This window comes from Asaia sp. As-1742, assembly GCF_011753235.1.
Lineage (GTDB): Bacteria > Pseudomonadota > Alphaproteobacteria > Acetobacterales > Acetobacteraceae > Asaia > Asaia bogorensis_B.
The window spans coordinates 277,729-300,621 of sequence record NZ_VWWA01000002.1 but is presented as its reverse complement, the minus strand read 5'-3'; the positions used below and the strand labels follow the sequence as shown (position 1 = coordinate 300,621).

At 60.2% G+C, this 22,893-nt stretch carries 21 protein-coding genes and 1 pseudogene; 12 read left to right on the top strand and 10 right to left on the bottom strand.

The genetic code is table 11. The annotated features are described in order from the left end of the window. Positions 1-67 precede the first annotated feature (67 nt). Entirely contained in the window at positions 68-784 is a 717-nt protein-coding gene (locus F3J08_RS04020) for a glutathione S-transferase family protein (RefSeq protein WP_166928526.1), read from the top strand. Beyond that, positions 781-1,666: pseudogene (gene yghU / locus F3J08_RS04015) on the top strand (glutathione-dependent disulfide-bond oxidoreductase). Before F3J08_RS04020 ends, yghU begins: the two are co-directional and overlap by 4 nt. Positions 1,667-1,714: 48 nt before the next feature. Here yghU and F3J08_RS04010 read toward each other — a convergent pair. From F3J08_RS04010 to msrB, 4 genes are read right to left on the bottom strand one after another with little or no spacing between them, the layout of a single operon-like run. Then, positions 1,715-2,359 (bottom strand): NrsF family protein, encoded by a 645-nt coding sequence (locus tag F3J08_RS04010; RefSeq protein WP_166928525.1) that lies wholly within the window; start codon positions 2,357-2,359, stop codon positions 1,715-1,717. Further along, a complete protein-coding gene (locus tag F3J08_RS04005; RefSeq protein WP_255493436.1) occupies positions 2,346-2,876 on the bottom strand; it encodes a sigma-70 family RNA polymerase sigma factor in 531 nt (176 codons plus the stop codon). Before F3J08_RS04005 ends, F3J08_RS04010 begins: the two co-directional genes overlap by 14 nt. A 30-nt stretch (positions 2,877-2,906) precedes the next feature. Next, positions 2,907-3,698, bottom strand: a complete 792-nt coding sequence (gene msrA, locus F3J08_RS04000; RefSeq protein ID WP_240149118.1) for a peptide-methionine (S)-S-oxide reductase MsrA — start codon at positions 3,696-3,698, stop codon at positions 2,907-2,909. Between the two features lie 8 nt (positions 3,699-3,706). Beyond that, positions 3,707-4,168, bottom strand: coding sequence for a peptide-methionine (R)-S-oxide reductase MsrB (gene msrB / locus F3J08_RS03995; RefSeq protein WP_062164583.1), 462 nt, complete (start codon positions 4,166-4,168; stop codon positions 3,707-3,709). Positions 4,169-4,331: 163 nt separating this feature from the next. Here msrB and F3J08_RS03990 point away from each other — a divergent pair, with 163 nt between their 5' ends. The 3 genes from F3J08_RS03990 (at position 4,332) to F3J08_RS03980 (ending at position 6,172) form a co-directional block, all read left to right on the top strand. After that, on the top strand, positions 4,332-4,955 hold the full coding sequence (locus tag F3J08_RS03990; RefSeq protein ID WP_166928523.1) for a cytochrome b/b6 domain-containing protein: 624 nt from the start codon (positions 4,332-4,334) through the stop codon (positions 4,953-4,955). Next, positions 4,952-5,701, top strand: coding sequence for a molybdopterin-dependent oxidoreductase (locus F3J08_RS03985; RefSeq protein ID WP_166928522.1), 750 nt, complete (start codon positions 4,952-4,954; stop codon positions 5,699-5,701). The genes F3J08_RS03990 and F3J08_RS03985 overlap by 4 nt, the downstream gene beginning before the upstream one ends. Before the next feature lie 108 nt (positions 5,702-5,809). Next, positions 5,810-6,172, top strand: a complete 363-nt coding sequence (locus F3J08_RS03980) for a pentapeptide MXKDX repeat protein (RefSeq protein ID WP_166928521.1) — start codon at positions 5,810-5,812, stop codon at positions 6,170-6,172. A 156-nt stretch (positions 6,173-6,328) separates the two neighbouring features. Here F3J08_RS03980 and F3J08_RS03975 read toward each other — a convergent pair whose 3' ends face one another. Continuing rightward, positions 6,329-6,724 (bottom strand): MAPEG family protein, encoded by a 396-nt coding sequence (locus F3J08_RS03975; RefSeq protein ID WP_166928520.1) that lies wholly within the window; start codon positions 6,722-6,724, stop codon positions 6,329-6,331. 89 nt (positions 6,725-6,813) lie between these two features. Further along, a complete protein-coding gene (locus F3J08_RS03970; protein ID WP_205206699.1) occupies positions 6,814-7,905 on the bottom strand; it encodes a catalase family protein in 1,092 nt (363 codons plus the stop codon). A 252-nt stretch (positions 7,906-8,157) separates the two neighbouring features. On the opposite strand from F3J08_RS03970, the gene F3J08_RS03965 reads away from it, so the two are divergent. Next, the gene (locus F3J08_RS03965) at positions 8,158-11,085 is read left to right on the top strand and encodes a TonB-dependent siderophore receptor (RefSeq protein WP_166928519.1); all 2,928 of its coding nucleotides are present in this window, start codon (positions 8,158-8,160) and stop codon (positions 11,083-11,085) included. Positions 11,086-11,090: 5 nt separating this feature from the next. Continuing rightward, the gene (gene dacB, locus F3J08_RS03960) at positions 11,091-12,620 is read left to right on the top strand and encodes a D-alanyl-D-alanine carboxypeptidase/D-alanyl-D-alanine-endopeptidase (RefSeq protein WP_166928518.1); all 1,530 of its coding nucleotides are present in this window, start codon (positions 11,091-11,093) and stop codon (positions 12,618-12,620) included. Between the two features lie 15 nt (positions 12,621-12,635). Here dacB and F3J08_RS03955 read toward each other — a convergent pair whose 3' ends face one another. Further along, positions 12,636-13,526 (bottom strand): LysR family transcriptional regulator, encoded by an 891-nt coding sequence (locus tag F3J08_RS03955; RefSeq protein WP_240149117.1) that lies wholly within the window; start codon positions 13,524-13,526, stop codon positions 12,636-12,638. Between the two features lie 2 nt (positions 13,527-13,528). Beyond that, the gene (locus F3J08_RS03950; protein ID WP_166928517.1) at positions 13,529-14,710 is read right to left on the bottom strand and encodes a serine hydrolase; all 1,182 of its coding nucleotides are present in this window, start codon (positions 14,708-14,710) and stop codon (positions 13,529-13,531) included. A 260-nt stretch (positions 14,711-14,970) separates the two neighbouring features. On the opposite strand from F3J08_RS03950, the gene F3J08_RS03945 reads away from it, so the two are divergent. Both F3J08_RS03945 and F3J08_RS03940 read left to right on the top strand, forming a co-directional pair. Next, positions 14,971-16,173, top strand: coding sequence for an FAD-dependent oxidoreductase (locus F3J08_RS03945; RefSeq protein ID WP_166928516.1), 1,203 nt, complete (start codon positions 14,971-14,973; stop codon positions 16,171-16,173). Between the two features lie 72 nt (positions 16,174-16,245). Further along, complete coding sequence (locus F3J08_RS03940; RefSeq protein WP_166928515.1) at positions 16,246-18,663, top strand: penicillin acylase family protein; 2,418 nt, start codon at positions 16,246-16,248, stop codon at positions 18,661-18,663. 32 nt (positions 18,664-18,695) lie between these two features. Here the strand turns inward: F3J08_RS03940 and F3J08_RS03935 are convergent, their stop codons facing one another. Beyond that, entirely contained in the window at positions 18,696-19,397 is a 702-nt protein-coding gene (locus F3J08_RS03935; RefSeq protein ID WP_166928514.1) for a DUF4410 domain-containing protein, read from the bottom strand. A gap of 72 nt (positions 19,398-19,469) precedes the next feature. Between F3J08_RS03935 and F3J08_RS03930 the strand changes: the two genes are divergently transcribed. Next, a complete protein-coding gene (locus F3J08_RS03930) occupies positions 19,470-20,246 on the top strand; it encodes an AraC family transcriptional regulator (protein ID WP_166928513.1) in 777 nt (258 codons plus the stop codon). 94 nt (positions 20,247-20,340) lie between these two features. Here the strand turns inward: F3J08_RS03930 and F3J08_RS03925 are convergent, their stop codons facing one another. Further along, positions 20,341-20,502 carry a DUF3309 family protein gene (locus F3J08_RS03925; protein WP_023978831.1) on the bottom strand — a complete coding sequence of 54 codons (162 nt, stop codon included), beginning with the start codon at positions 20,500-20,502 and terminating at the stop codon, positions 20,341-20,343. A gap of 589 nt (positions 20,503-21,091) precedes the next feature. On the opposite strand from F3J08_RS03925, the gene F3J08_RS03920 reads away from it, so the two are divergent. Both F3J08_RS03920 and kdpA read left to right on the top strand, forming a co-directional pair. Continuing rightward, a complete protein-coding gene (locus F3J08_RS03920) occupies positions 21,092-21,181 on the top strand; it encodes a potassium-transporting ATPase subunit F (RefSeq protein WP_023978830.1) in 90 nt (29 codons plus the stop codon). A 2-nt stretch (positions 21,182-21,183) separates the two neighbouring features. Next, complete coding sequence (gene kdpA / locus F3J08_RS03915) at positions 21,184-22,890, top strand: potassium-transporting ATPase subunit KdpA (RefSeq protein ID WP_166928512.1); 1,707 nt, start codon at positions 21,184-21,186, stop codon at positions 22,888-22,890. Positions 22,891-22,893: the final 3 nt, after the last annotated feature.

Sequence of the window (22,893 nt, the reverse complement as noted above, 5' to 3'; positions counted from 1 at the left end):
TGGAGCGTCAGCAGAACCCGCCCATACTGCCAATCAGACTGACATGGTTTCGCAAGGATGAGCTATCATGATCCGTTTTTATTTCCATCCCACGCCCAATCCGGCGAAAATCGCCCTTATGCTCGAGGAAACCGGGTTGCCCTATGAGGCCATACCGGTCGATACCCGCAAGGGTGATCAGCATGACCCGGCGTTTCTCGCGATCAACCCCAATGGCAAGGTGCCTGCCATTATCGACACCGAAGGTCCTGCGGGCCCGGCAACACGCGTGTTCGATTCCAATGCAATATTGATCTATCTTGCTGAAAAAACCGGGCAATATCTCGGGACCCCCGCGGACCGGCCTGAATTGCTGTCATGGTTGATGTTTATCGCATCCGGTCTGGGGCCCTTTTCCGGTCAGGCCGTGCATTTTCAGCATGCAGCGCCCGCCGGGCTGGACTACGCCGTCAATCGGTACAGGCGCGAGGTCGAACGACATTACACAGTTCTCGACCAGCACCTCACGGACCGCCGTTACATCGTGGGCGATACTTTCACGATTGCCGATATGTCTGCCTGGGGCTGGCTGGAGCGTGCGCCCCGTGTGCTCAAGGAAGATTATCCGCTCGAGCGCTGGCCTGCGCTTGATCGCTTCATGCACGACATCAATGCCCGACCGGCTGTGTCGCGCGTGCAGGCGCTCATGAAGAGGCACGCATTCAAGACAGATATGGACGATCAGGCACAACGGGCCCTCTTCCCATCCAATTTCCCTATCCACAGTCGGGAGCAGCGCTCATGACTGCTTCGGAAAACTATACACCGCCCAGCGTCTGGACATGGGACAAACAGAATGGTGGCAAATTTGCCAGCACCAATCGCCCTGTCGCCGGGCCGATGCATGAAAAGAACCTCCCCGTAGGGCATCACCCGCTCCAGCTGTACTCACTGGGTACGCCCAATGGGGTAAAGGTGACGATCATGCTGGAGGAACTCCTGGCCCTGGGACATGAGGGGGCGGAATATGATGCCTGGCTGATCAATATAGGGGATGGCGATCAGTTCGGATCGGGCTTTACAGCCATCAACCCGAATTCCAAGATCCCGGCGCTGGTTGACCAAAGCGGGGGCACCCCCCCTGCCCGTCTTCGAATCAGGATCGATCCTGCTTTATCTCGCCGAGAAATTCGCGGCTTTTCTGCCTCGGGATGTTCCATCGCGCACGGCCTGTCTGAACTGGCTTTTCTGGCAGGTCGGCAGCGCACCCTATCTCGGCGGCGGCTTTGGCCATTTCTATGCCTACGCCCCTGAGAAGATCGAATATGCAATCAACCGGTTTGCCATGGAGACCAAACGCCAGCTGGACGTTCTCGACCGGCAGTTTGCCAGGCATGAATATATAGCAGGCGACACCTATACAATCGCCGATATGGCAATCTTTCCCTGGTATGGCGGCCTTGTTGAAGGCTGGCTCTATAATGATGCTGCACAGTTTCTAAGCGTTCAGGAGTATTCCCATGTGCAGGCGTGGTCAGCCCGGTTGCTTGAGCGCCCTGCTGTCCAGCGGGGCCGGATGGTGAACAGGCTCTCAGGCCCGCTCTCTTCCCAGCTTCGCGAACGCCATGACAGCTCGGATTTCGAGCTTAGAACGCAGGACAAATTGCCGAAAGACAGCGCGATCTGATCGCTTCCACCCTGCCGCATCGGGCGATGCACCCCGCATCGCCCGGAACTACCAGCGTATCAGCCACGGCAATACCAGACGCGTGCCGCAGGCCACCAGCGCACAGGCCAATGAATACCAGACGACGAGATAAAGCGGGTCATCAAAGGGGCAGGCCAAAGCAAAGACGAGCGCACCAAAAGCCGCGCCGGCAATGCCAGTGACCCACGCCGTTCCGCGCACATCAACCGGTGCGCCGCGGCGCACGATAACACCCAGCGCGAGGACAGCGGGCAGAGCAAGCTCTACGATCTTGCGTGCACAGACCATGCCGTGCGCCGGATCAAGCCTGAGCCATAAGGCCTCTGGCCCAGCCTGAAGCGCATCCACAAGCCAGCCAAGAGCAAAAAGTACAAGAGCGGTCACGCCCAGCCAACGCAGCCCCTGCCGGGGCGAACGCGTCGGGTCGAGCGAGACCAGCGCCGAAGCAACGCCCAGCCCGACGATCAGCAGCAGCCCGATTGTCTTCCACCAGAAGCTCATCATGTGCATGGCATGGGGCATGTCAGGGCGCATCAGGCCAAACCCGAGCACTGCACCAATCTCGACCCCGGCGAGAACCGCGAGGGTCAAGGCATCGCGCCAGAGCGAGCGCCTCCGGACGGGGCGAAGATCGGTTACAAATTGCTCGATCAGGGGATCATTCACCATCATTGCCTCCTATCACCAGCGTGCTCATACGACTCAACCCACGATGGATATTGACCTTCACCAGCGTCGCGGATTGCCCTGTGCGACGTGCTGCCTCCTCTATGCTCAAACCCTGCAACTTCACCAACCTGATCGCTTCTGCTGGCCCCGGCTTCAACTGCGCCAGAAGCTTTTCCAGTGCATGAGCCGTGGTCACCTGTTCCTCGTGATCGCCCACAGCCACCGTCTCATCAAGCAGGGTCGTTTGTGTACGTCTCGCGGCCCGGAGGCGATCAATCCATTTGTAACGCGCAATGGCCGCAATCCACGGGCCGAATTTCTGGGAAGGATCGAAGGTGTGACGCTTCTCATGCACTGCCATAAGGGTGTCCTGCACGGCGTCATCGACCATTGAGGGCGGCAGGCGTTTAAGGAAAAAACGGCGCAGCCATGCCTGTGCCTCGCCCAGCACCAGGCGATAAGCCTGTGCATCTCCTGCCTGCGCGGCCTCCATCCAACGGCTCCAATCCGCTTCTGTCAAAAATCTGCTGCCTTCATGCGTGACCGGAGATCATTTCCTACCGCTATCATTTGACATACGTAAAGACCCAGGCGCCGTAGAAAGTGCCAGGACTGGCTCTGTCCGCCAGCTTGCCGGAAAGCTGGCACGCAGTGCGTCCAGCCGCGGGGCATCATAGGTCTCGATGTAGATATTATGCGGATAACGCGCGGCAAAATTCTGATGCTCTCTTTCCGCCCCGGTAAACGCCTTGTCAGGCTGAACATGCGTTGCGATGGGCTGGGCAAAAATGTGGGCGGCATCGAGTTGCGCGATATAGGCCTCTGCCTCGCGCGCCTGTTGCGCTGTGCGCGTGAAGATGACGGAACGGTATTGTGGCCCCGTATCGGGGAATTGCTGGTCGATCTGCGTCGGGTCCAGTGCCACGGTGAAGAATATCCGCATCAGCGTGCCAAAGCTGACAAGGGTCGGATCATACTCAACCTCAACCGATTCCGCATGACCGGTATCGCCTTCGCTGACGCGTTCATACTGGGCCGTGTCACGCGCTCCACCGTCATATCCAGCTCGAGTAGCCGTGACGCCTCGCACATGCTGGAATATGCTCTGCACCCCCCAGAAACACCCTCCCGCAAAAACGACGCTGGATGGGGTCATCCCCGGACGGGAATCATCGGGGGGTGCCGTCATCTGCCCGAAGGGTTTGTCGTTACCGGTCTTTGCCACGATAACGGGCTCAGGCAAGGTCGGATAGGCAGACGCCCTTGAGGTGACCTCGTGCAGAATTCCATAAAGGCTGAATGTGGCGAGCGCGACGCCAAGCACGTTTTTTCTGATCATCATGCGAACTTTCAGACTGGCCTGAAGGTAAGGGCTGCGCCGTTCATGCAGTAGCGCAATCCGGTCGGTTGGGGACCGTCATCAAAGACATGGCCAAGATGACCACCGCATGTCGCGCACCGTACCTCCGTGCGCTCCATGCCAAGACTGTCATCCCCACGCTCCTGAACAGCATGGGGCAGCGCTGCCGTGAAACTTGGCCAGCCCGTCCCGCTTTCGAACTTGCTGCGTGAGTCAAATGCCGGCGTTGCGCAGCCTGCGCAGGCAAACCGCCCCTGTCGGTGTTCGTTCAGGAGCGGGCTGGACCAGGGTGCCTCTGTGCCAGCCTCGCGCAGAATCTCGAATTGCTCCGGTGTGAGCAGGCGCCGCCATTCTGCAGCACTATGCGTCACGGGATAAGGTTCTGCGCCCCAGGCGCGGCCCGACAGAGCCAGACAGACTGAAGCAAGGCAGAATTGTCGACGCGATGTCATGAACTTCGCCCTTTTGCTGAATTTCACTCTATCCTTCGTGCTGCACCGTGCAGAGGTTACGGGCAGCCACACCGTTTTTTTTTCAGCCCGTGCCGTAACTTTTAGGGGCCTGCGCACGAAGGAAGCTCTGCCAGCCTCCAGAAGACTCAGGGAACGAACTGCCATGTCACGATCGCGACGCGCGCCCGCACCGATCATACGCCTCACCCATTGGGCAGGCGCGCTTGCCATGCTCGTCATGATCGGTAGTGGCTGGCAGATCTACAACGCCTCCCCTATCCTGCCTTTCGAATTCCCCGCTGCCATCACTCTTGGAGGCTGGCTTGGCGGCGGCATTGCCTGGCATTTTGCTGCCATGTGGGTGCTGATGGGGGCGGGGCTGGTTTACGTCGTGTATGGCGTCGCAAGCGGGCATTTTCGCAATGACCTGCGCCCCGCAGGACCGCGATCTGTGATGAGGGATATAGGGCAGGCCCTGCGCCTGAAGCTCTCCCACAAGGCCGGTCACTACAACGCCGTGCAACGTGCGCTCTACACGGGCGTGCTTGTGGTGGCTGTGCTGACGGTCACGACGGGCCTCTCGATCTGGAAACCCGTGCAACTTGGATGGCTGACCTGGTTGTTCGGAGGCTACGACATTGCCCGGTGCATCCATTTTGCCATGATGAGCCTGATTGTGGGCTTTCTTCTACTTCATGTCGCGCTTGCCCTGATGGTGCCTGCCACCTTGTGGGGCATGGTGTTCGGGCGACGCATGCCAGATAGCGACAAGGAGAGCGCATCATGAGCCCGCCGAAAATCGACCGCGCCGGTGTCGCGCCTGAGTTGCGCAAGCTCGAACGCAGGCTCTTCCTGCGGAACAGTCTTTCGCTTGGTGGGCTTTCCCTGCTGTCAGGCTGCGCACTGGACGATAATGCGTCGGTGGAACACGCCCTCAGCCTGATGTCACGTTTCACCGACCGGATGCAGGCGCTTCTTTTCAGCCGTCAGCGCCTCGCAAGGGAATTTGACCCGTCACGCATCACACATCCCTTTCCATTCAATGCCTATTATGACGAGAGCGACATAAGGCTCGTCGAGACTTCATCCTGGCGGCTGGAGGTGAGCGGGGTTGTTTCAGACAAGAGCCCCTGGTCCGTCGCCCGGTTTCGTACCCTGCCGCAGAAAAGGCAGATCACGCGACATATCTGCGTGGAGGGCTGGAGCGCTATCGGAGATTGGTCGGGGGTTCCGCTCTCTGTATTCCTGCAACATGTCGGGGCCGATCTACGGGCAAAATATGTGAATTTCCGCTGTTTTGATGATTACAGCACGAGTATCGATATGGCGACGGCACTTCATCCGCAGACAATCATGGCGCTGGATTTCGGCGGGAACCCTCTCCCACCCGCCTATGGCGCCCCGATGAAAATCCGCATCCCTACAAAACTCGGCTACAAAAACCCGAAATATCTCGCCTCTATCGAGGTCACGAACCATTTCCCGGGCGGATATTGGGAAGACCAGGGCTATGACTGGTTCGGCGGCTCATAAAAAATCACGCAGGCATGTAACCTGCGGGCAGGCTGATGCGAAAGAAAAGATATCGGCAGAAGAAAACAACCGCCTGCCGGACAACCTGAAAAACACAGGATATCAATCATGTCTTACCGCATAATCGCTCTCGCCTCAGTCTTTTCAGCTGCCTTGATCCTTGGCGCTTCTGCACAGGCACAGGACACCATGTCGCATGATGCGATGTCACATGAGAGTATGGCTCATAATGCCATGTCCTCAAACGGCATGAAGAAGCACGCCATGACAAAAGACACGATGGCACCCCACGAGATGTCAAAGCAGTCAATGAGCAAGCATGGCAGCATGATGAAATCTGATGGTATGGGAATGGCGCATAATAATGCCATGTCGCATGGCTCGATGGGCAATAGCAGCATGGGGCATGACACAATGAATCAGAACCAGAAACCGGCTGAAACGCACGATGGCATGACCAAGCCGAACTGATCGGGACAAATGGATAACGTGACTGGGGGTGTTCGTGTCAGAACACCCCTCCGTCGCGCCCGCCCCTGACCATGATGGTTTGAAACCAAGGCACTCAAGCGGACCGCAAACGCTCACGCCATTCGATGAGCGCTCTCCAAAGGTAGCTTGTCCTTTTTAGCCAGCGACCAGCGCCCAGAGCGTGAGAAGCAGGCCCAGAAGCGAGATCATGAAAACCACGGTTCGCACAACAGGGACACCGGCGGCATAAAGCGGCAGATAGATCACCCTTGCTGCAAGATAGATGCAGCTGCCCCATTGCGTCTTCCACCCCGCATGACCCGCAAGCAACGCCGCCAGCAGCGTCGCAAGGAAGAGGGGTAGCGTCTCGAAAAGATTGGCCTGCGCGCGCGCCAGACGTGCCGGTACAGGCTGTAATTCCGGCATCTTGCCGTCTCGTGCGCCCATATTCCATTCCGTACCATACTGGCGCGTCTTGGCGGCTCCTGCCCAGAATATGTTCACCAGTGCCAGCAGAACCAGCCCCGCAATGACATAGAATTCGATACGCATGATCAGGGGTCTTTCCTTCAGTTGGTAGCTTCACCGCGCAGGACCGGAGAGCGGGAAGCCGGCATATTTCCGATGGCCTGTCCGAAAATTCAGGCGGGGATTTGCTCGATGCTGACCGGCTGGATTTCGGTTTGTCCGTTCCCACCGTGTCGAAAGGCAGATAGCGCTTTGTAGACCTGCATCCTCGCGCGCATGACCGAACCCAGTGGACGATGCGCACTCAGCCCCTGTGACGGGCGGAAAACCAGATGATCCTCAAAAAAGGCCGCGCGTTGGGCACTGAAGGCGTTCTGTACGGGGAAGCTCAGCCTGCCTACTGACCGAAAGGGTGCCTCATCGGCCGACCAGATGATTGAGGCATCCTCGATAGGTTGCGTTTCGGCGTTGTTCCAGAGCTGAACGCGAACGTCGAACACCACCTCACGCCCACCGAAATAGGTGACCGTCTCATGTCGGAACCCGTCCTCATCATGATGGGGGTCGAGCCGCCATGATTGCAGGGCCTCGAGGTCCGGCATTATCGGAAATGCCGCGATCTTGGCGACATAGGCACCATAACGCAGGGGGGCCTGACTGTAATATGGCTCGGAAAGCGGGTGGGAGTAGGGATGGCCAAGGAAATCCGCCATGGGGCTCTGCGCACCCACATGACCAAGGGCATGATTGAGACCACGCGCCACAGACGAGACCGCACTCTTCACCCCTTCAGGCAAAGCGGCGGCCTTGCCAATCACCCCACCATCACGCAGGAACCCCGCGGCCGTGCCCGATGGGAAAGTCGGGCCTGACGCCAGGATGAAATCCTGCGTCTCGGTGTCATGACCGGGCAGTTTCTCCCCCTTCACCCCGAACAATTTGAGGGAAAGGCCACGGTGAATGGAGACGCGATCGCCCAGTGTCTCGCCCGCCCCCTGGGCAAAACGTGCCGCTACGGGATACTGGCCTGGCGTGGCGAAAACGCCCTGGGCGAGTTCAGCTGGCAGATGCGCTGCAACATCGAGTGTGCCAACGGCCAGCGCCGTCGGTTTGGCATGGCTGGCACGCACCATGCGGCCCTCGCGTTTGCCGACCACACGGCTCTGCTCAATCATGCCATCAATGATGCCCTGAATGACATGCTGCTCGTCTTCCTCCGGCGTTTCGACATCCGGGGAAAAGCGCAAAGGCGGGTTGAGCATCATCTGAAGTTCCTGCAGTGCCAGTCTGCTCCTCCAACAGGCAGAACCTGCACAAGTTGCACGCAGGGAATAATGCCTGCCACTCGGTTAAGCCCTGCCGGGCAAGATCCCTGCAAGGTGCGCGGCTGGACTGCCAACCCTTAACAGAAAGTTATGGGTTGGGTGTCGTTCCGAAATCGACACGAGAGCAGCGGGTTGCCCATATTGGTTCGATATCGCAATGTTGCGATTGTTACCGGCCCCAGGAGCAGCGTCATGACATCAAGGCATCACATTCGCAGCGCGCTTCTGGCTTTCACTATCCTGTCCGTCCCCCATGAATTGAGCGGGGGCCTTATCGACACGGCACAGGCTCAGATCACGCCGCTTGCGCCGCAGGGTGCGCCTTCCGGCACAGTTTCAGGCAAGCGCGCCAAGGCGGGGACCGCCAAGTCACCCGCCATCGCGCAAAAGAGGGCAGACAAGGCCGGTGATCGCCCATCCGGCAATCGTGAGGTCCTGACTGTCACCGGCAGTCATATCGCCAATAGCCGTATCAAATCGCCCACGCCGGTCAGCACGCTCAGCGCGCAGGAGATACGTAATCAGTCCCCCACCAACAATCTGGCCGATCTGGTCAACCAGCTTCCACAATTTGCAGGCAGCACCACACCGCAAAACTCCACCCTAGCTCTCAGCTCGGGTCTGGCCGGTATCAATGCGCTGAACCTGCGCAACCTCGGCGCCGTGCGCTCGCTGGTTCTGATTGATGGGCGACGCACCGCGCCGTCTGCCATTACGGGTATCGTCGATATCAATACCCTGCCCCAGCAACTCGTGAAGCGCGTGGATGTCGTTACCGGAGGCGCCTCGGCGCAGTACGGGTCCGATGCTGTAGCGGGCGTGACCAATTTCGTTCTCGACAAGACCTATACCGGGCTCAAGGTCGATGCCGATTCAGGCATTTCCAATTACGGTGATGGCCAGAACGAGCATGCTGCCATTGCCGGCGGCTTCGGGTTCGCCAGGGGCAAGGGCCATGTCCTTCTCAGTGGCGATTACGCCCATCAGGACGGTATTTTCAAGATCACGCGCGGCTGGAACCAGAATGGCGAGCGCATTATTGCCAACCCCGCCTATGTCGCCGGAAACGGCCAGCCCTATTATATCCGCGTGGGCAATGCTGGCACGAACAACGCCCTGCCCGGCGGCATCATCAACGCCTCGACAGGCGCTGTGGCCAACAGCCTGCGTGGCGTCTATTTCGGCCAGGGCGGCAGCGTCAATCATTACAATTACGGCTCACCCTCCACTTCCAGCGTGTCGGTCGGCGGGGATGAAGGTCTTGCCAATAATAACGTCAATCTCGGCCTGCAACCGGAGAGCGACCGCAAGAACCTCTATGGGCGCCTGAGCTATGACGTTGCCTCATGGATGACCCTCTATGCCGAGGGTGCCTATAACCAGAGCAACTATGTTTATAACGCCGGGCCGCAATACCTGACCTCCATTGCGATCAAGAGCACCAACCCGTATCTGATCGACGCGCTGGGCGCGGATGCCCTCAGGAACGTGACGGGCGTCACCGTGGGCACAACCGCGCTCGACATGCCCTATCGCCAGATCACCAACACGCGCGATGTGCAGCGTTATACCTTTGGTGGCGAGGGTAATTTCACGCTTTTTGGACGCAAAGCCTCATGGACGGCCTATGCTCAATATGGCGTCACGCATTCGCATGAGCAGATCAACAATGTGATGAACACAGCAAAGATCGCCAACGCGACAGATGCGGTGCGCAATGCCTCCGGCCAGATTGTCTGTCGATCCAGCCTGACGGATCCCGGCAATGGCTGCGCGCCCATCGACTGGCTCGGCACAGGCGTCATGTCACAGGCCGCCATCAGCTATGTGCTGGGCAACCCATGGCGCGAGCAGCGTTTTCAGGAAATCGTTTCAGGCGTCAATCTCTCCACCATTCCGTTTGCCACCTGGGCCGGCGACGTGAATGTGGCGATCGGCGGCGAATATCGCGATGAGCGCGCCTCAGGCTATGTGCCGACGGAATATCAGAAGGGCTGGTCGGTCGGTAACTACCTGCCCACTTTCGGCAATTACAACGTCAAGGAGGCCTATGTCGAAACCGCTGTGCCTCTTGCACGCGGGCTGGCCGCCAATGGCGCGGTGCGCGCGACCGACTACTCCACATCGGGTTATGTCACGACATGGAAGATCGGCGGCACGTGGCAGCCGATACGCGATATTCTCTTTCGCGCCACGCAGTCCCATGACATCCGCGCGCCGAACATCAACGAACTCTATAACGCAGGCACGTCGCAAACGACCACGGTGCTTGACCCGGCCACGGGCAAGACCGACACGGTTTTATCCACCACGACAGGCAACCCCAACCTGAAGCCCGAGACTGCCAATACAACCGTGGTGGGTGCCGTTATCACGCCCCGCTACGTACCGGGGCTGGCCCTTTCCATCGACTGGTTTCACACAAAGATCAAACACGCTATCCAGCAATTCTACCCGCAATCGATCATCGACGAGTGTTATCAGGGCTACACGACTTTCTGTTCCGCCATTCGCCCCGACCCGAGCGGCACGCGTGACCTGCTGATCAGCGCCTCGCCCTTCAACTTCGCCAAACTCGAAACCAGCGGTATCGATATCGACGCTTCCTATACCTTCCCGCTGCGTCGCATCCTGCCCAAGGCAGGAGGCGCCTTCACACTGCATGGTCAGGCCAGCAATTACCTCAAATACGTTTCTGACTCGGGTGTAGGTTATGTGGTCGATACGGCAGGTGACATCACCAACGGACCACCAAAATGGATCTATCGTTTCTCGGCCACCTATAGCGCGGAGAGCTACAGCATCACAGCAGTGGCCCGCGGCATCAGCGCGGGGAATTACTCGAACAGTTATGTGCAGTGCACGACAACCTGCGGCGTGTATAACGCCAATTACCCATCGATCAACAATAACCGGGTGGCAGGCACCTTCTATTTCGACATGAACTTTACCTACAAACTGCCTGTTCAGAATATTGGCCAGATGCAGATTTTCCTGAACGTCACCAATCTGGGCAACGCCCCGCCGATCCTGCTGCCCACCAGCGGACTGGCTGCGGATTCCACCTATAGCAGCCTGCTAGGGCGGACCTATCGCGGCGGCATACGCATGGAATTCTGATGCTCATGCGCCCTGCCCTCCTGTTTCTCGCGCCTCTTTCCCTCACCTCGGCGCTCGGGCTCTCCGCCTGTGTGCCTGCCCCCGGTCACGACAGGCTGGCCGCCCACCTCGCCCCCCTGCTGGCCCCGATGGAGGCCCGAGGCGCCCGCTGGGGCATACTGGTCACTGACGATACGGGGCGCGTGCTCTACGCGCGCCATGAAGGGCAGCGCTTCGTTCCAGCCTCGAACGCCAAGCTTTTCACGACGGCTGCTGCGCTCGTCGCCTATGACACACTCACACGCCCGCCCTATCAGCTCGATACGGCCCTGTTTCTGGCACCACGCAACAACGGAGCGCCCAATCTCATCCTGCGCGGCGCGGCAGATCCGTTTCTCTCCGCCGCGCAGGATTGCGCGCAGCAATGCCTGACCGATCTTGCCGATTCCGCCGCCAGAGCTGGCCTCAAACACGTTCATGCCGTGATCGGTGACGACACCCTGTTTGCCGATACGCGCTGGGGCGATGGCTGGAGCTGGAACAATCTCTCCACCCGCTATGGCACAGCCATTTCAGCCCTGACGCTTGACGATAATGTCGCCTCTCTGATCGTGACACCCGGCCCAGGCGAGGGCGCACCCGCCACTGTATCGGTCATCACCCCGGCCTATCGCGTGGTGAACCATGTCGTGACACGTCGTGATGCGGCCGAGGCGCCGGCAATAAGGCTCTTTCCCGGCAATGACACGGAGCACGGTTCCGGCACCCTCACGGGCACCATCAAGCCGGGTTCCACTCCCCTGACTGTGCACTCGAGCATCATCGACCCGGCACAACTTGCCGCAAGGCAACTGGCGGACATGCTGGTCGCCCGTGGGGTGCGCGTTGATGAAACGAAAGCCCGTCATCGCCCAGAGGGTGAGGACGCAGCCCCACAGGACCTCTCGTTTGTCCGTCTGGGTGTCATGCCGCAAAGACCGCTTGCCATCGATATCAGGCATATCCTCAAGGACAGTCAGAACCTTCACGCCGAACTTCTTCTGCGCCGGCTCGGCCTTCTGGCCGGTAAGGGAACGGTTCAGGCCGGGCTGGAGGAACGCGAGAAGCTTCTGGCCTCAAGCGGCGTGGATTTCAGCCGGGTTTCGCTGGCCGATGGCTCTGGCATGTCGCCCTATGACCGTGCCACTCCACGCGATATCGTCTCGCTGCTGCTCTGGGCGCAACACCAGCGCTGGGGCGGTGAATGGGCCGATGATCTTCCTCTTGCCGCGACCGATGGCACGTTGTCTCATCGCTTTGAGGGCACCGTCGTCGCAGGCAGGCTCCACGCCAAAACCGGCACGCTCAACGGCACCCACGCCCTTTCCGGCTATCTCGTCACGACCAGCGGACACAGGCTTATACTGTCCATCCTGCTCAATGACGTGCCGGAACTCCTCTCCGTCGCAACCGTACCTGCAAAACCGCTGAGCGACGTTGCCCCACGCCCGGCGGTCGGTGAGCGTCCCACCGACGCCATCGACCGCGTGGTGGAAGCGCTTGCTGCCGTGGAGTGACAACAGCCGCGTTCTCTAGAGCCGCGCCATCTCGCGTGTGAATTCCTGACGCAGGATCTGGATGAAACTGCGGGCGATGCGTCGCAGGGCATGATCTTCGCGATACACGGCAGAACAGGTAATCGTCATGGGTGGATCAAGGCGACGCGCTGTGGGCAGGCTCGAATCATGCAGGGCGGTGAAAGCGTCCACAATCGCCCATCCTGCGCCGAGCCTTGCCAGTTCTGCCGCCATGTAATGCGTGCGCACCCTGATGGCAGGAGACACTTCCCAGCCCGCCTTTTTCCAGGCACTGCTGAGCGCCCATGATGTCGGGTCGTGATCGGCCAGCCCGATCCATCGCGCCGGGTCAATCGTCTCAAGCCGCACCGGCCCCTCGGCTGCCGTACTGTCGAGCAGCACCAGAGGTATCTCGGCCAGCGCCTCACAGATCAGCCCCAGCTCTTCGGTCACGCCGAAGATAATCCCGAAATCGAGATCGCGCTTGCGCAGGCCCGCAATAATCTCGGCCCCATGCAGCGTATCCACACTGAGCATGTTATCGCCCGATTTCTCGCGATAGCGATTGATCACGCGTGGCACTACGCTGAGCCCAAGGCTCGGCACGCAGCCAATCGACAACTCATGCCCTCCTCTGCCGGTGCGCAGGTTTTCGGCCAGACGGGAGAGATCGGCGAACTGATCGAACAGGGCTGTAATGCGCGGCAGCATGATCTGTGCCTCACGTGTGGGCACAAGACGACCTTTCACGCGATCGAACAGCGCAAAACCAAGAGACTGCTCAGCATAGCGCAGCGCCTTGCTGGCAGCGGGTTGCGACACGTTCAGCGCCTCGGCGGCCTGACGCAGCGAACCCGTTCGCATGACGTAATACACCAGTTCGATGGAGCGCAGGCGCAGTGCCATGATCAGCCCTGCACCCTGCCCGTTCTGTCGATGCCGAGCGCACGGGCGGCCTCCGTTGCAATTGCGCGCCGAAGCGCCACCACGCTGTGACCGCCTGAGGGATGCACACGATTGGTGAGGATCAGCACATAGCTGTCGCTCACCGGATCAATCCAGAGAGACGTGCCGGTAAAACCCGTATGCCCGAAGGAGCGGGGCGAAAACAAATCACCGCGCGGTGTGGAATAATGGGTGGCAATATCCCAGCCCAGACCGCGCAGATCGCTCTTGCCGGAAGGCTGCTGCGGCGTCGTCATCATTTCCAGCGTCTCACGACGCAACGGGAACGTGCTGGCACGAGCGGCCAGCCGGTCCAGCAGGGCCTGAGCGTACAGACACATGTCATGCGCATCGGAAAAAAGCCCGGCATGTCCCGCCACACCGCCCATGCGACGTGCGGTTGGATCATGCACCACGCCACGCAGCATGATGCCTTTTTCGTCGTACTGGGTCGGGGCGATCAGGGCACCCAGCGTCGGGTCAGGTTGATATCCGCTATGCGTCATGCCTATAGGCCCGAGGATATAGCGGGCGACATAGGTATCGAGCGCGAGACCGCTCAGCTTTTCCACCACCAGCCCAAGCGTGATGTAGTTCACATCGCTATAGACAAAGGCATTGCCCGGTATGGTAGCGGGGCGGATGGCCATGACGCGTCTCACCGCCTCCTCCTTGCCCTGCCAGGGCTGACTCAGATCGATATCGGGAGGCAGGCCGGAATAATGGGTCAGCAGCAGGCGTATGGTCAGAGCGCCTTTCCCACCAGCCTTGAAACCGGGCAACACGGATGAGACAGGCTGGTCGAGGCTGAGCCTGTTCTGCTCGACAAGCTGCATGATCGCGAGCGCCGTCATAGTCGGTTTGGTCAGGGAGGCCATATCGAAGCGCGTATCCCAGCTTTCGGCCTCACGATGGGGAACCAGCGCACGGGCACCATAGACAAAACGGTGAACGATGGCCCCCTGATGCCCGATAGCCAGCACGATACCGGGGCACTGACCGGCTTTCACAGCATCCCGCGCCAGGCGGTCCACCCCCGCAAAAGCAGAGGGCGCCTCACAGCCAGCAAGACCGAACAACGCCACGCCCCCGCACAGCAAAGCACGGCGGGGCAGAACCATTTTTGTCTCAGGCTTCGTGATCATGTCGCATCCGGTATGACGATCCAGTTCGGTTGCGCAACATCACCACACCCTGCGACATCGTGATAGCCCCGCAATACGGCACAAGCCCTGCCCGTGCGACACGCCGACAGGGTAGATTACCAGCACTCTCAGCCACTTGGATCGAATGACGTGCTCCGGGTCATAACCTGAGGTTAAGGGGGGGCATTATCTTCCCAATGGATGAGCCGCCCCATGCCCCCTAGGCTTGACCTGTTACACGAGAAACAAAGGCAGGGCCCGTGGCGCAGCGTCAGTCCGTTACTGTTATCGGGGCCGGTGTCATCGGCCTTTCAACCGCTTTTGCCCTTTGGCGCGACGGGCATCATGTCACCCTTGTCGAACGTCACGACACCCCCGCCAGCGGTGCCAGCCGGGCCAATGGGGGCCAACTCAGCTATCGTTACGTATCCCCGCTGGCCAGCCCATCGGCCCCGCGCGAGGCACTGTCATGGCTGGGGCGCCACGGCTCGCCTGTAGCCTTGCACCCCAATGCCAGCCCGGCACAATGGGTCTGGCTCGCGCAGTTCCTGCGGGCCTGCACCCCGGACAGGTTCCGTATGGGTAGTCAGGCCTTGCTGGCTCTGGCCCTCGAAAGCCGGAGCGAACTCGCGACATGGCGCAACGGAGGTCTGGGCGGTTTCGACTGGGAGAGGCCGGGGAAACTCATTCTGTTTCGCGATCCGCGCAGCATGCAGCGCAATGTGGCCAATCTGGCCGATCCGCAGAATCAGCGCGTCCTGTCGCCTGATGCATGCCTAGAACTCGAACCGGCTTTTGCCGCACTCCGGCCCAGGCTGGCTGGTGGTCTCTTCACGAAGGGCGAGGAGGTGGCCGATTGTCATGCCTTCTGCCTGAAACTGATCGAGACCATGCGCCAGTCAGAACGCTTCCGGCAGGTTCAGGGCGAGGCCAGTCTGTCACGACAGGGCACACGCTGCATCGTGCACATCGACAACAGGGCATTACCCTCGCGTCTGGTGGTGCTGGCAGCGGGGCTGGGATCAAGAGCACTGGCACGCCAGATCGGGCTCACCCTGCCGCTCTATCCGTTGCAGGGTTATTCACTCACCCTCACGCCCGCGCCAAGCCATCTGCCTGCCGTCAGCGTCACCGATTATGACCGGCGCGTGGTCTATGCCCGCCACGGTACAAGACTGCGCATCGCTGCCATGGTCGATATCGGTCAGGCAGGCCCGCGAGCCGATACGAACAGGGTTATGCAGCTGCGTCACCTCGCGCAGGAAGCCCTGCCCGGCGCAGGCCCTTATGAACAGGCCGAAAGCTGGATTGGCCAGCGCCCCGCCACACCAGACAGTGTGCCAATTATCGAACGCGGCCCGTGCGAAAACCTGTTGCTCAATGTCGGTCACGGGGCGCTCGGCTTTACCCTGGCCGCCGGATCGGCCCGCCGGATTGCAAGGCTCGCTGCCCAGACCACGTGATACGTGGTGCTACGCCCTCGCTCCCATAACCCTCGCTCTCGACCAACAACACCCTTGGAAAGGACAAGCGCCATGCCCTCTTCCCCCCTCACAGGTCGGCGCGCCCTGCTGCAGGCCAGCGCCTGTGCGGCTCTGGCTGCCTGCCTGCCACGCCATGCCCGTGCGAGCGCAAAAACTGCCTCCATGCAGGGTCTTGAAGGATTGCAAGCCCCGGTCACGGTCATCGAGGATCAGTGGGGTGTCCCGCACGTGCGTGCCGAGACGTTAGGGGATGCCTTCTTTGCCAATGGCTATCTGATCGCCCGGGATCGCCTGTGGCAGCTCGATTTTGGGTACCGGCAATCGATCGGTCGGCTGGCAGAGGTTTTCGGCCCCGATTTCCTACCTTCCGATCAGGCCAACAGGCTGTTTCTGTTTCAGGGTGATTGTCAGGCCGAATGGGCGCAATACGACCCGGCCATACGCGAGGCCGCAAGCGCCTATGTTGCCGGGATCAACGCCTTTATTCGCACCCTGACCGACGAGGAGACGCTCCCGCCGGAATTCGCGCTTTATCACTATCGCCCTCTGGAATGGTCACTGGATGACCTGATCCGCATGAGGGCTGAGCCCACAGGCAACACCGCGCTTGAGATCAGAAGGGCACGTCTTGCGGCAAGGGGCGAGGCACTCCTCGGTCTTGATAGCCTCATCACCCCCCGCGAACCCGACAGCCCGCTCGTTGTCCCGCAGGGGCTGGATACGAGCGCCGTGTCACACGACGATCTTGGCGCGCTGGGCGTGCTGCAAAAGCGCCTGCCCCTTGGAGCGATTCATGCCGCAACCCTGCATGGCGATATGGGCCATCGCCGCGCCAATGAGGGCAGCAATGCCTGGTGTATTGCCCCGCATCGCACGGCGACGGGGCGCCCCATCCTGGCCAATGACCCGCACCTCTCCTTCGGCGTGCCAGGCCCTCGTTATGTGATCCATCTCACAGCACCGGGTCTGGATGTGATCGGGGCAGGTACGCCGGGAATGCCCGGCATCATGCAGGGCCATAATGCCGATATTGCCTTCGGGCGTACCAATTTCCATATCGATCAGGAGGATCTGTTCGTTCTGAACACCCATCCCGATCATCCGGACCGCTACTGGCATGACGGAGCATGGCGGGAGATGACACGCAGGCGCGAGACCATTGCCATACGCGGTGCCGCCCCTCGGGAAATCGTGCTGCGCTACGCCGCGCAGGGGCCGGTGATTGCACAGGATCTCTCCCGGCGACGTGCCATTGCGGTATCCGCCACATGGCTGGCACCGGGGGCCAATGCCCTGCTGGGTAATATCGGCATCAATCTTGCCAGGGACTGGCCCCAGTTCCGTGAGGCTTTGCGCCATCACACAAGCCCGACCAATTTCACCTATGCAGACCGGCACGGTAATATTGGCTGGCAGGCTGCTGGCGGGCTTCCCCGCCGTCGCCCGCATCATGATGGCCTCATGCCTGCCCCCGGCGATGGAAGTTTCGACTGGCTGGGATTACGTCCGCTTGAGGACCTGCCCCACCAGTTCAATCCGGCCAAGGGCTGGTTCAGCACCTCCAATGAAATGAACCTGCCAGAGCCGCCGGGTTTCACCATCAGCCATGAATGGAGCCCGCCCTATCGCCATGAACGGGTCGAGCAGGTGCTCGATGCCACCCCTCGGGCCAGCCTGACGGACAGCATCGCTCTGCAGCACGACACGCTTTCGCTTCTGGCGCTGCGAATGGTCGCGCTGCTACCGGAGCATGACACGCGTGATACGCTCTCCCGGCCCGCGCTGCCCCTGTTGAAAAACTGGGACGGTCATGTGACGGCCAGCAGTGCTGCCGCAGCGCTTTACGAAGTCTGGGTGACCCGGCTCGGCAAGGCTCTGCATGAGCGCTTCATCCCCTCCGGACTCAACGATCTTCTCGCAGCCGAACTCAGCCCCGTGACGCAGCTTGGTCTGCTGGAAAACGCCCGGAACTTCGGTGGCACGTCACCAGAGCAGAGCCGCGAGGTGTTCATGCTGGGACAACTCGACCGGGCCTATGCCGAATGTGTCTCACTGATGGGGCCATTGCCCGCTGCCTGGCAATGGGGGCGCCTGCATAATTTGACCCTGCATCATGCTCTGGAAAACGACCCGGCCATCGCCGCCAGATTTCCCTCGCCGGGTGGTCCTGCCTTTGGTTCGGGCGGAGACCACTACACCGTCATGGCGCGTTGGTACGATCCCGGTCACGTGAAGGACAACCCCTATGCCGTAACGGGCGGGGCGAGCTTCCTGATGGTTTGCGATGTAGGTGCATGGGATAATTCGCTCTTTCTCAATTTCCCCGGGCAATCGGGCGATCCGGCCTCGCCCCATTATGCCGATCTGTTTTCGCCCTGGTACAAGGGCGAGATGCAGCGCTTGCCGTTTTCCTCTGCCCAGGTGGATCGCCTGGGCGTCAAACGCGCGCTTCTGACGCCCAGAGGGTAAGATTTGCCCGCGTGCCATGCAGGCCGGGCTTTTCAGAGGCGTGAGAGCCACGAGGTTGGCGGGCGGGGATAGGGCCAGTTTCTGGCCTGAAAATACGCAGCCAATCGTTCATCGATGCGGTCTGTCGTCTGCTGTGCCTCCTGCGCCAACCCCTGACGCAGGGTTCCGGGCACACCCAGCAACGGCCCTGCCATATGCACGGCTGTCCCCGCTGCAGACGCAGCCGACGCCACGCCAATACCGGCACCCGGCATGGCCCCTGTGGTGCTGGTCGTGACGAAGCTCAGCAAAGATGTGTGTCGACTGCCCACCTCCGCCAGAATGGTCCTGACCTGCAGCTCTGCCTTGCCCGCACCATAGCCGATCAGCAGGCGCGCCACGGTGCTGCCGGGCCGGATTTTGGTCAGTGTGCAGGTCAGGGTCATATCGGCGGGCTGTCCCGTTGCCACCACAGCAAGATGGCGGGCAGCCAATATTTTCTGCAAATCGTTCATCAGTGCCACGCGGGTTGCCGCCACCGCTGCGTCATGACGCCGGGCACGATCGGCCCTGCGGGGCGGCACGCTTTCATCGTCGATCACAAGGGCAATCTGATGGGGTGGCAGGAGGGAAGGATCACTGGCCGTGACTTCGGACGCCACATGCGTTCCGGCGCAGCCAGCCAGCAGGAGAAGGGGCAGCAGGATGGCAAGCCATTCCTGCAGCGCCCTGAGACACATCTTTACGGTATTCATGCAGCCAGTATCGCCAGCGCGTCGCTGGCCCGCTAACATGATCAGGGCATATACCAACAGGATCGGGCCATAATGGGTATAAACGCACCCCTGCTGATCGACCGTATCGGAAGCGAGGCTGATCTGTTTCTCGACCGCGATCGTGATCGCACTGAGAGTATTGCCCTTCATCGGCACCCGCACGGTGAACTCGGCCTGATAAGGCGCGGGCATATTGTCACGGCTACCGAACAGGCGCGATGGATGATCCCCGCCGGTCAGGCCTACTGGGTTCCACCTTACATGGCCCATGGTGGCGACATGGCCGGGGTCGATGGGTGCCGGCTCTATATATCCACTTCTCTCGCCCAGGCGCTCATGCCGGGTGAACCTGCTGCCCTGACCGCGACACCTCTGATGGAAGCGCTGATATCACGTTGGGAGCGCGATCTGCAGGCCCCCTGCCCCGTGCGCCCAATTGACCATCATCTTCTGGCTGTCATGCGTGATGAAATCGAGACCAATCTTGCGAGCCCCGTGCTTTTGCCCATGCCGCGTCATGCCCTGACACGCGCTGTGCTATCGGACTGGGCCCGCCATTGTGAGGAAAAACTGTCGCTCGATGACCTTGCATCGAAATGTGGCCTGTCCCGGCGGAGCTTCACGCGTCGTTTCCATGCCGAAACAGGCTTGTCGCCGGGCGCATGGATGCAGATTGCCCGCATCATACGAGGCTGCCAGCTTCTGGCAGCCGGATTACCGGTTACTGAAATTGCGCTCATGCTTGGTTATGAGAGCGTGACGAGTTTTGTCACGCTGTGTCGGGCCCATACCGGGTTCAATCCGACAACACTCCGGCAGAAAATCTGAAAGGCGACCTGCCCTGATACCTGCCGTGATTTTGGATCAGGGGGAGAGTGCTCTCCCCCGCCCATATCCCGTCCGATCAATACGGGATGACCTGTCAGAGGCGGCCCATAAGGATAAGAATCAGCAGAACGAGAACAATCAGTCCTACACCGCCGCCAGCGCCATAACCGGTCCAGGCCGTGCCATACCAGCCGCCATAGCCACCGAATGTGCCGAGCAGAAGAAGAACGATGATGATGATGACGATGAGATTCATGGCGAGCCCCTTTGATCGGTAGCCTTGATTGCGCCACCGTAATCCTATCACGCCCCAAAGGCTGGCAAGTTCGCCCTATGACCCCCAGCGGCCCATATTTTAGGTTTGCCGGGTATTCCTGCCACAGCTGTTACAAGATTGCTGGAAGAGAGCCCCATCGCGCACGGCGCATTTCATGCTGCGTCTCTCAATCATGACAGTGCTGGTTTACCTGATTCATAGCCGCAACCGGATTGTTCGTTAACGCCCTCCCTGTGTCACGATGCCCCTCCCCGGAATAAACACTCTGCTGATCCACGCGCCCGTATCGTTGAGGCTGTGCATCGGCCCGCATCCGGATGGGTATCACTGACCACGCCTCGCCCTCGCTCCCGAGCTTCGGCTGGGCAGCCCGTATCCTGCGGTGTTTCTCCTATGAGATTCCTATACGGCATGAGGTCTCTTCCTCTGTCATCCCTACGCCCCCCAGCCGGATAATGCCCCCCTCACTCTGGGAGCTTTCCTATGCTGGACAGTCTTTACTGCGCGCTTGGCCTCATGGGTTTTGCGCTGTGCCTCGGTTTCATTTCGGTCTGCAAGAGGATCTGACATGACGCCCGATTTCGTTCTGGCGGGCCTCGTGACCCTTGGCCTGCTGGCTTATGTCACCGCCGTCCTTATCCGCCCCGAAAGGTTCTGATCATGACCCTCTCAGGCTGGATCACCCTTGCGGTGTTCTTTCTGTGCGTGGTGGCCATTACGCGCCCGCTGGGTGGCTTTCTCAAACGCGTGCTCGAAGGTGAGAAGCATCTTTTCCAGCGGCCTTTCGGCGGGCTGGAACGCCTCATGTATCGCCTTGCAGGCGTTGATCCGAAGCGCGAGCAATCCTGGTCGCATTATGCGCTGGCCGTGATCCTGTTCAAGATTTTCTGCTTTGTCGCCGTCTATGCCCTGCTGCGCCTTCAGGGAATCCTGCCGTTCAATCCGGCGGGTCTGGGTGCAGTATCACCCGACCTGGCCTATAATACGGCTGTCAGCTTCCTGACCAACACCAACTGGCAGAGCTACGGTGGTGAGACCACGCTGAGCCCGCTCAGCCAGATGCTGGCCCTCACGGTTCAGAACTTCGTTTCCGCTGCTGCGGGCATCGCCATTGCAGCCGCCATCATGCGCGGCTTCGTGCGACGCAGCGCCTCCACAATCGGCAATTTCTGGGCCGATCTGGTGCGTGTCACTCTTTATGTGCTGCTGCCCGCCTGCATATTGCTCACCCTGTTTTTCGTGCTGGAAGGGGTTCCGCAAACACTGACAGGATCGGCCTCCATCTTCACGCTCGAAGGCGTGAAACAGACGATCGCGCTGGGGCCTGTGGCGACACAGGAAGCCATCAAGATGCTCGGCACGAATGGCGGTGGTTATTTCAACGTCAACTCTGCTCATCCTTTCGAAAACCCGAATGCGCTGACCAATTTCGTCCAGATGCTTTGCATCTTCGCGCTGGGAGCAGGGCTTACCAACATGTTCGGTCGCATGATCGGGCAGGAAAAGCAGGGCTGGGCCATTTTCTCAGCCATGTCGGCACTTTTTCTCATCGGCGCGGGCGTTCTCTACTGGTCGGAGGCCCACGCCAATCCGCTCTTTGCGTCGCTGGGCCTGGATGGCACGCTGGGGAATATGGAAGGCAAGGAAACGCGCTTTGGCATTGCGGCCTCCGCGCTTTTTGCCACGGTCACGACGGATGCCTCCTGCGGGGCGGTCAATGCCATGCATGAGAGTTTTCTCCCGCTCGGCGGCATGGTGCCGCTCATCAACATGATGCTGGGTGAGGTGATTTTCGGCGGCGTCGGTTCGGGGCTGTACGGGTTCCTCCTCTTTGCGCTCATTGCTGTTTTCATGGCGGGCCTGATGGTCGGTCGCACCCCCGAATATCTGGGGAAGAAAATCGAGGCGCGTGAAATCAAGATGACCATGCTGGCCGTGCTTTGCCTGCCACTTGTCATGCTGGGCTTCACGGCGCTTGCCGTCGTGCTGCCTGCGGGCCTTTCGGCACTGTCTGCCAGCGGTCCGCATGGTTTTTCCGAAGCGCTTTATGCCTACACCTCGGCCGCCGCTAATAATGGCAGTGCCTTTGCAGGGCTGACAGCGAACAGTTTCTGGAACGTCACGCTGGGCATCGGCATGATGATCGGGCGGTTTTTCGTGATCATTCCAGCACTCGCCATTGCCGGCTCCATGGCTGCCAAGAAAGTGGCTGCCCCCACACCCGGCACTTTCCCGACCGATAACGGCCTCTTCATTGCGCTTGTCGCCGGGGTGATCGTGATCGTTGGCGGCCTCACCTTTCTCCCTGCCCTCGCTCTCGGCCCGATTGTCGAGCATCTCGCCATGCTCCACGGCACGACCTACTGAAAG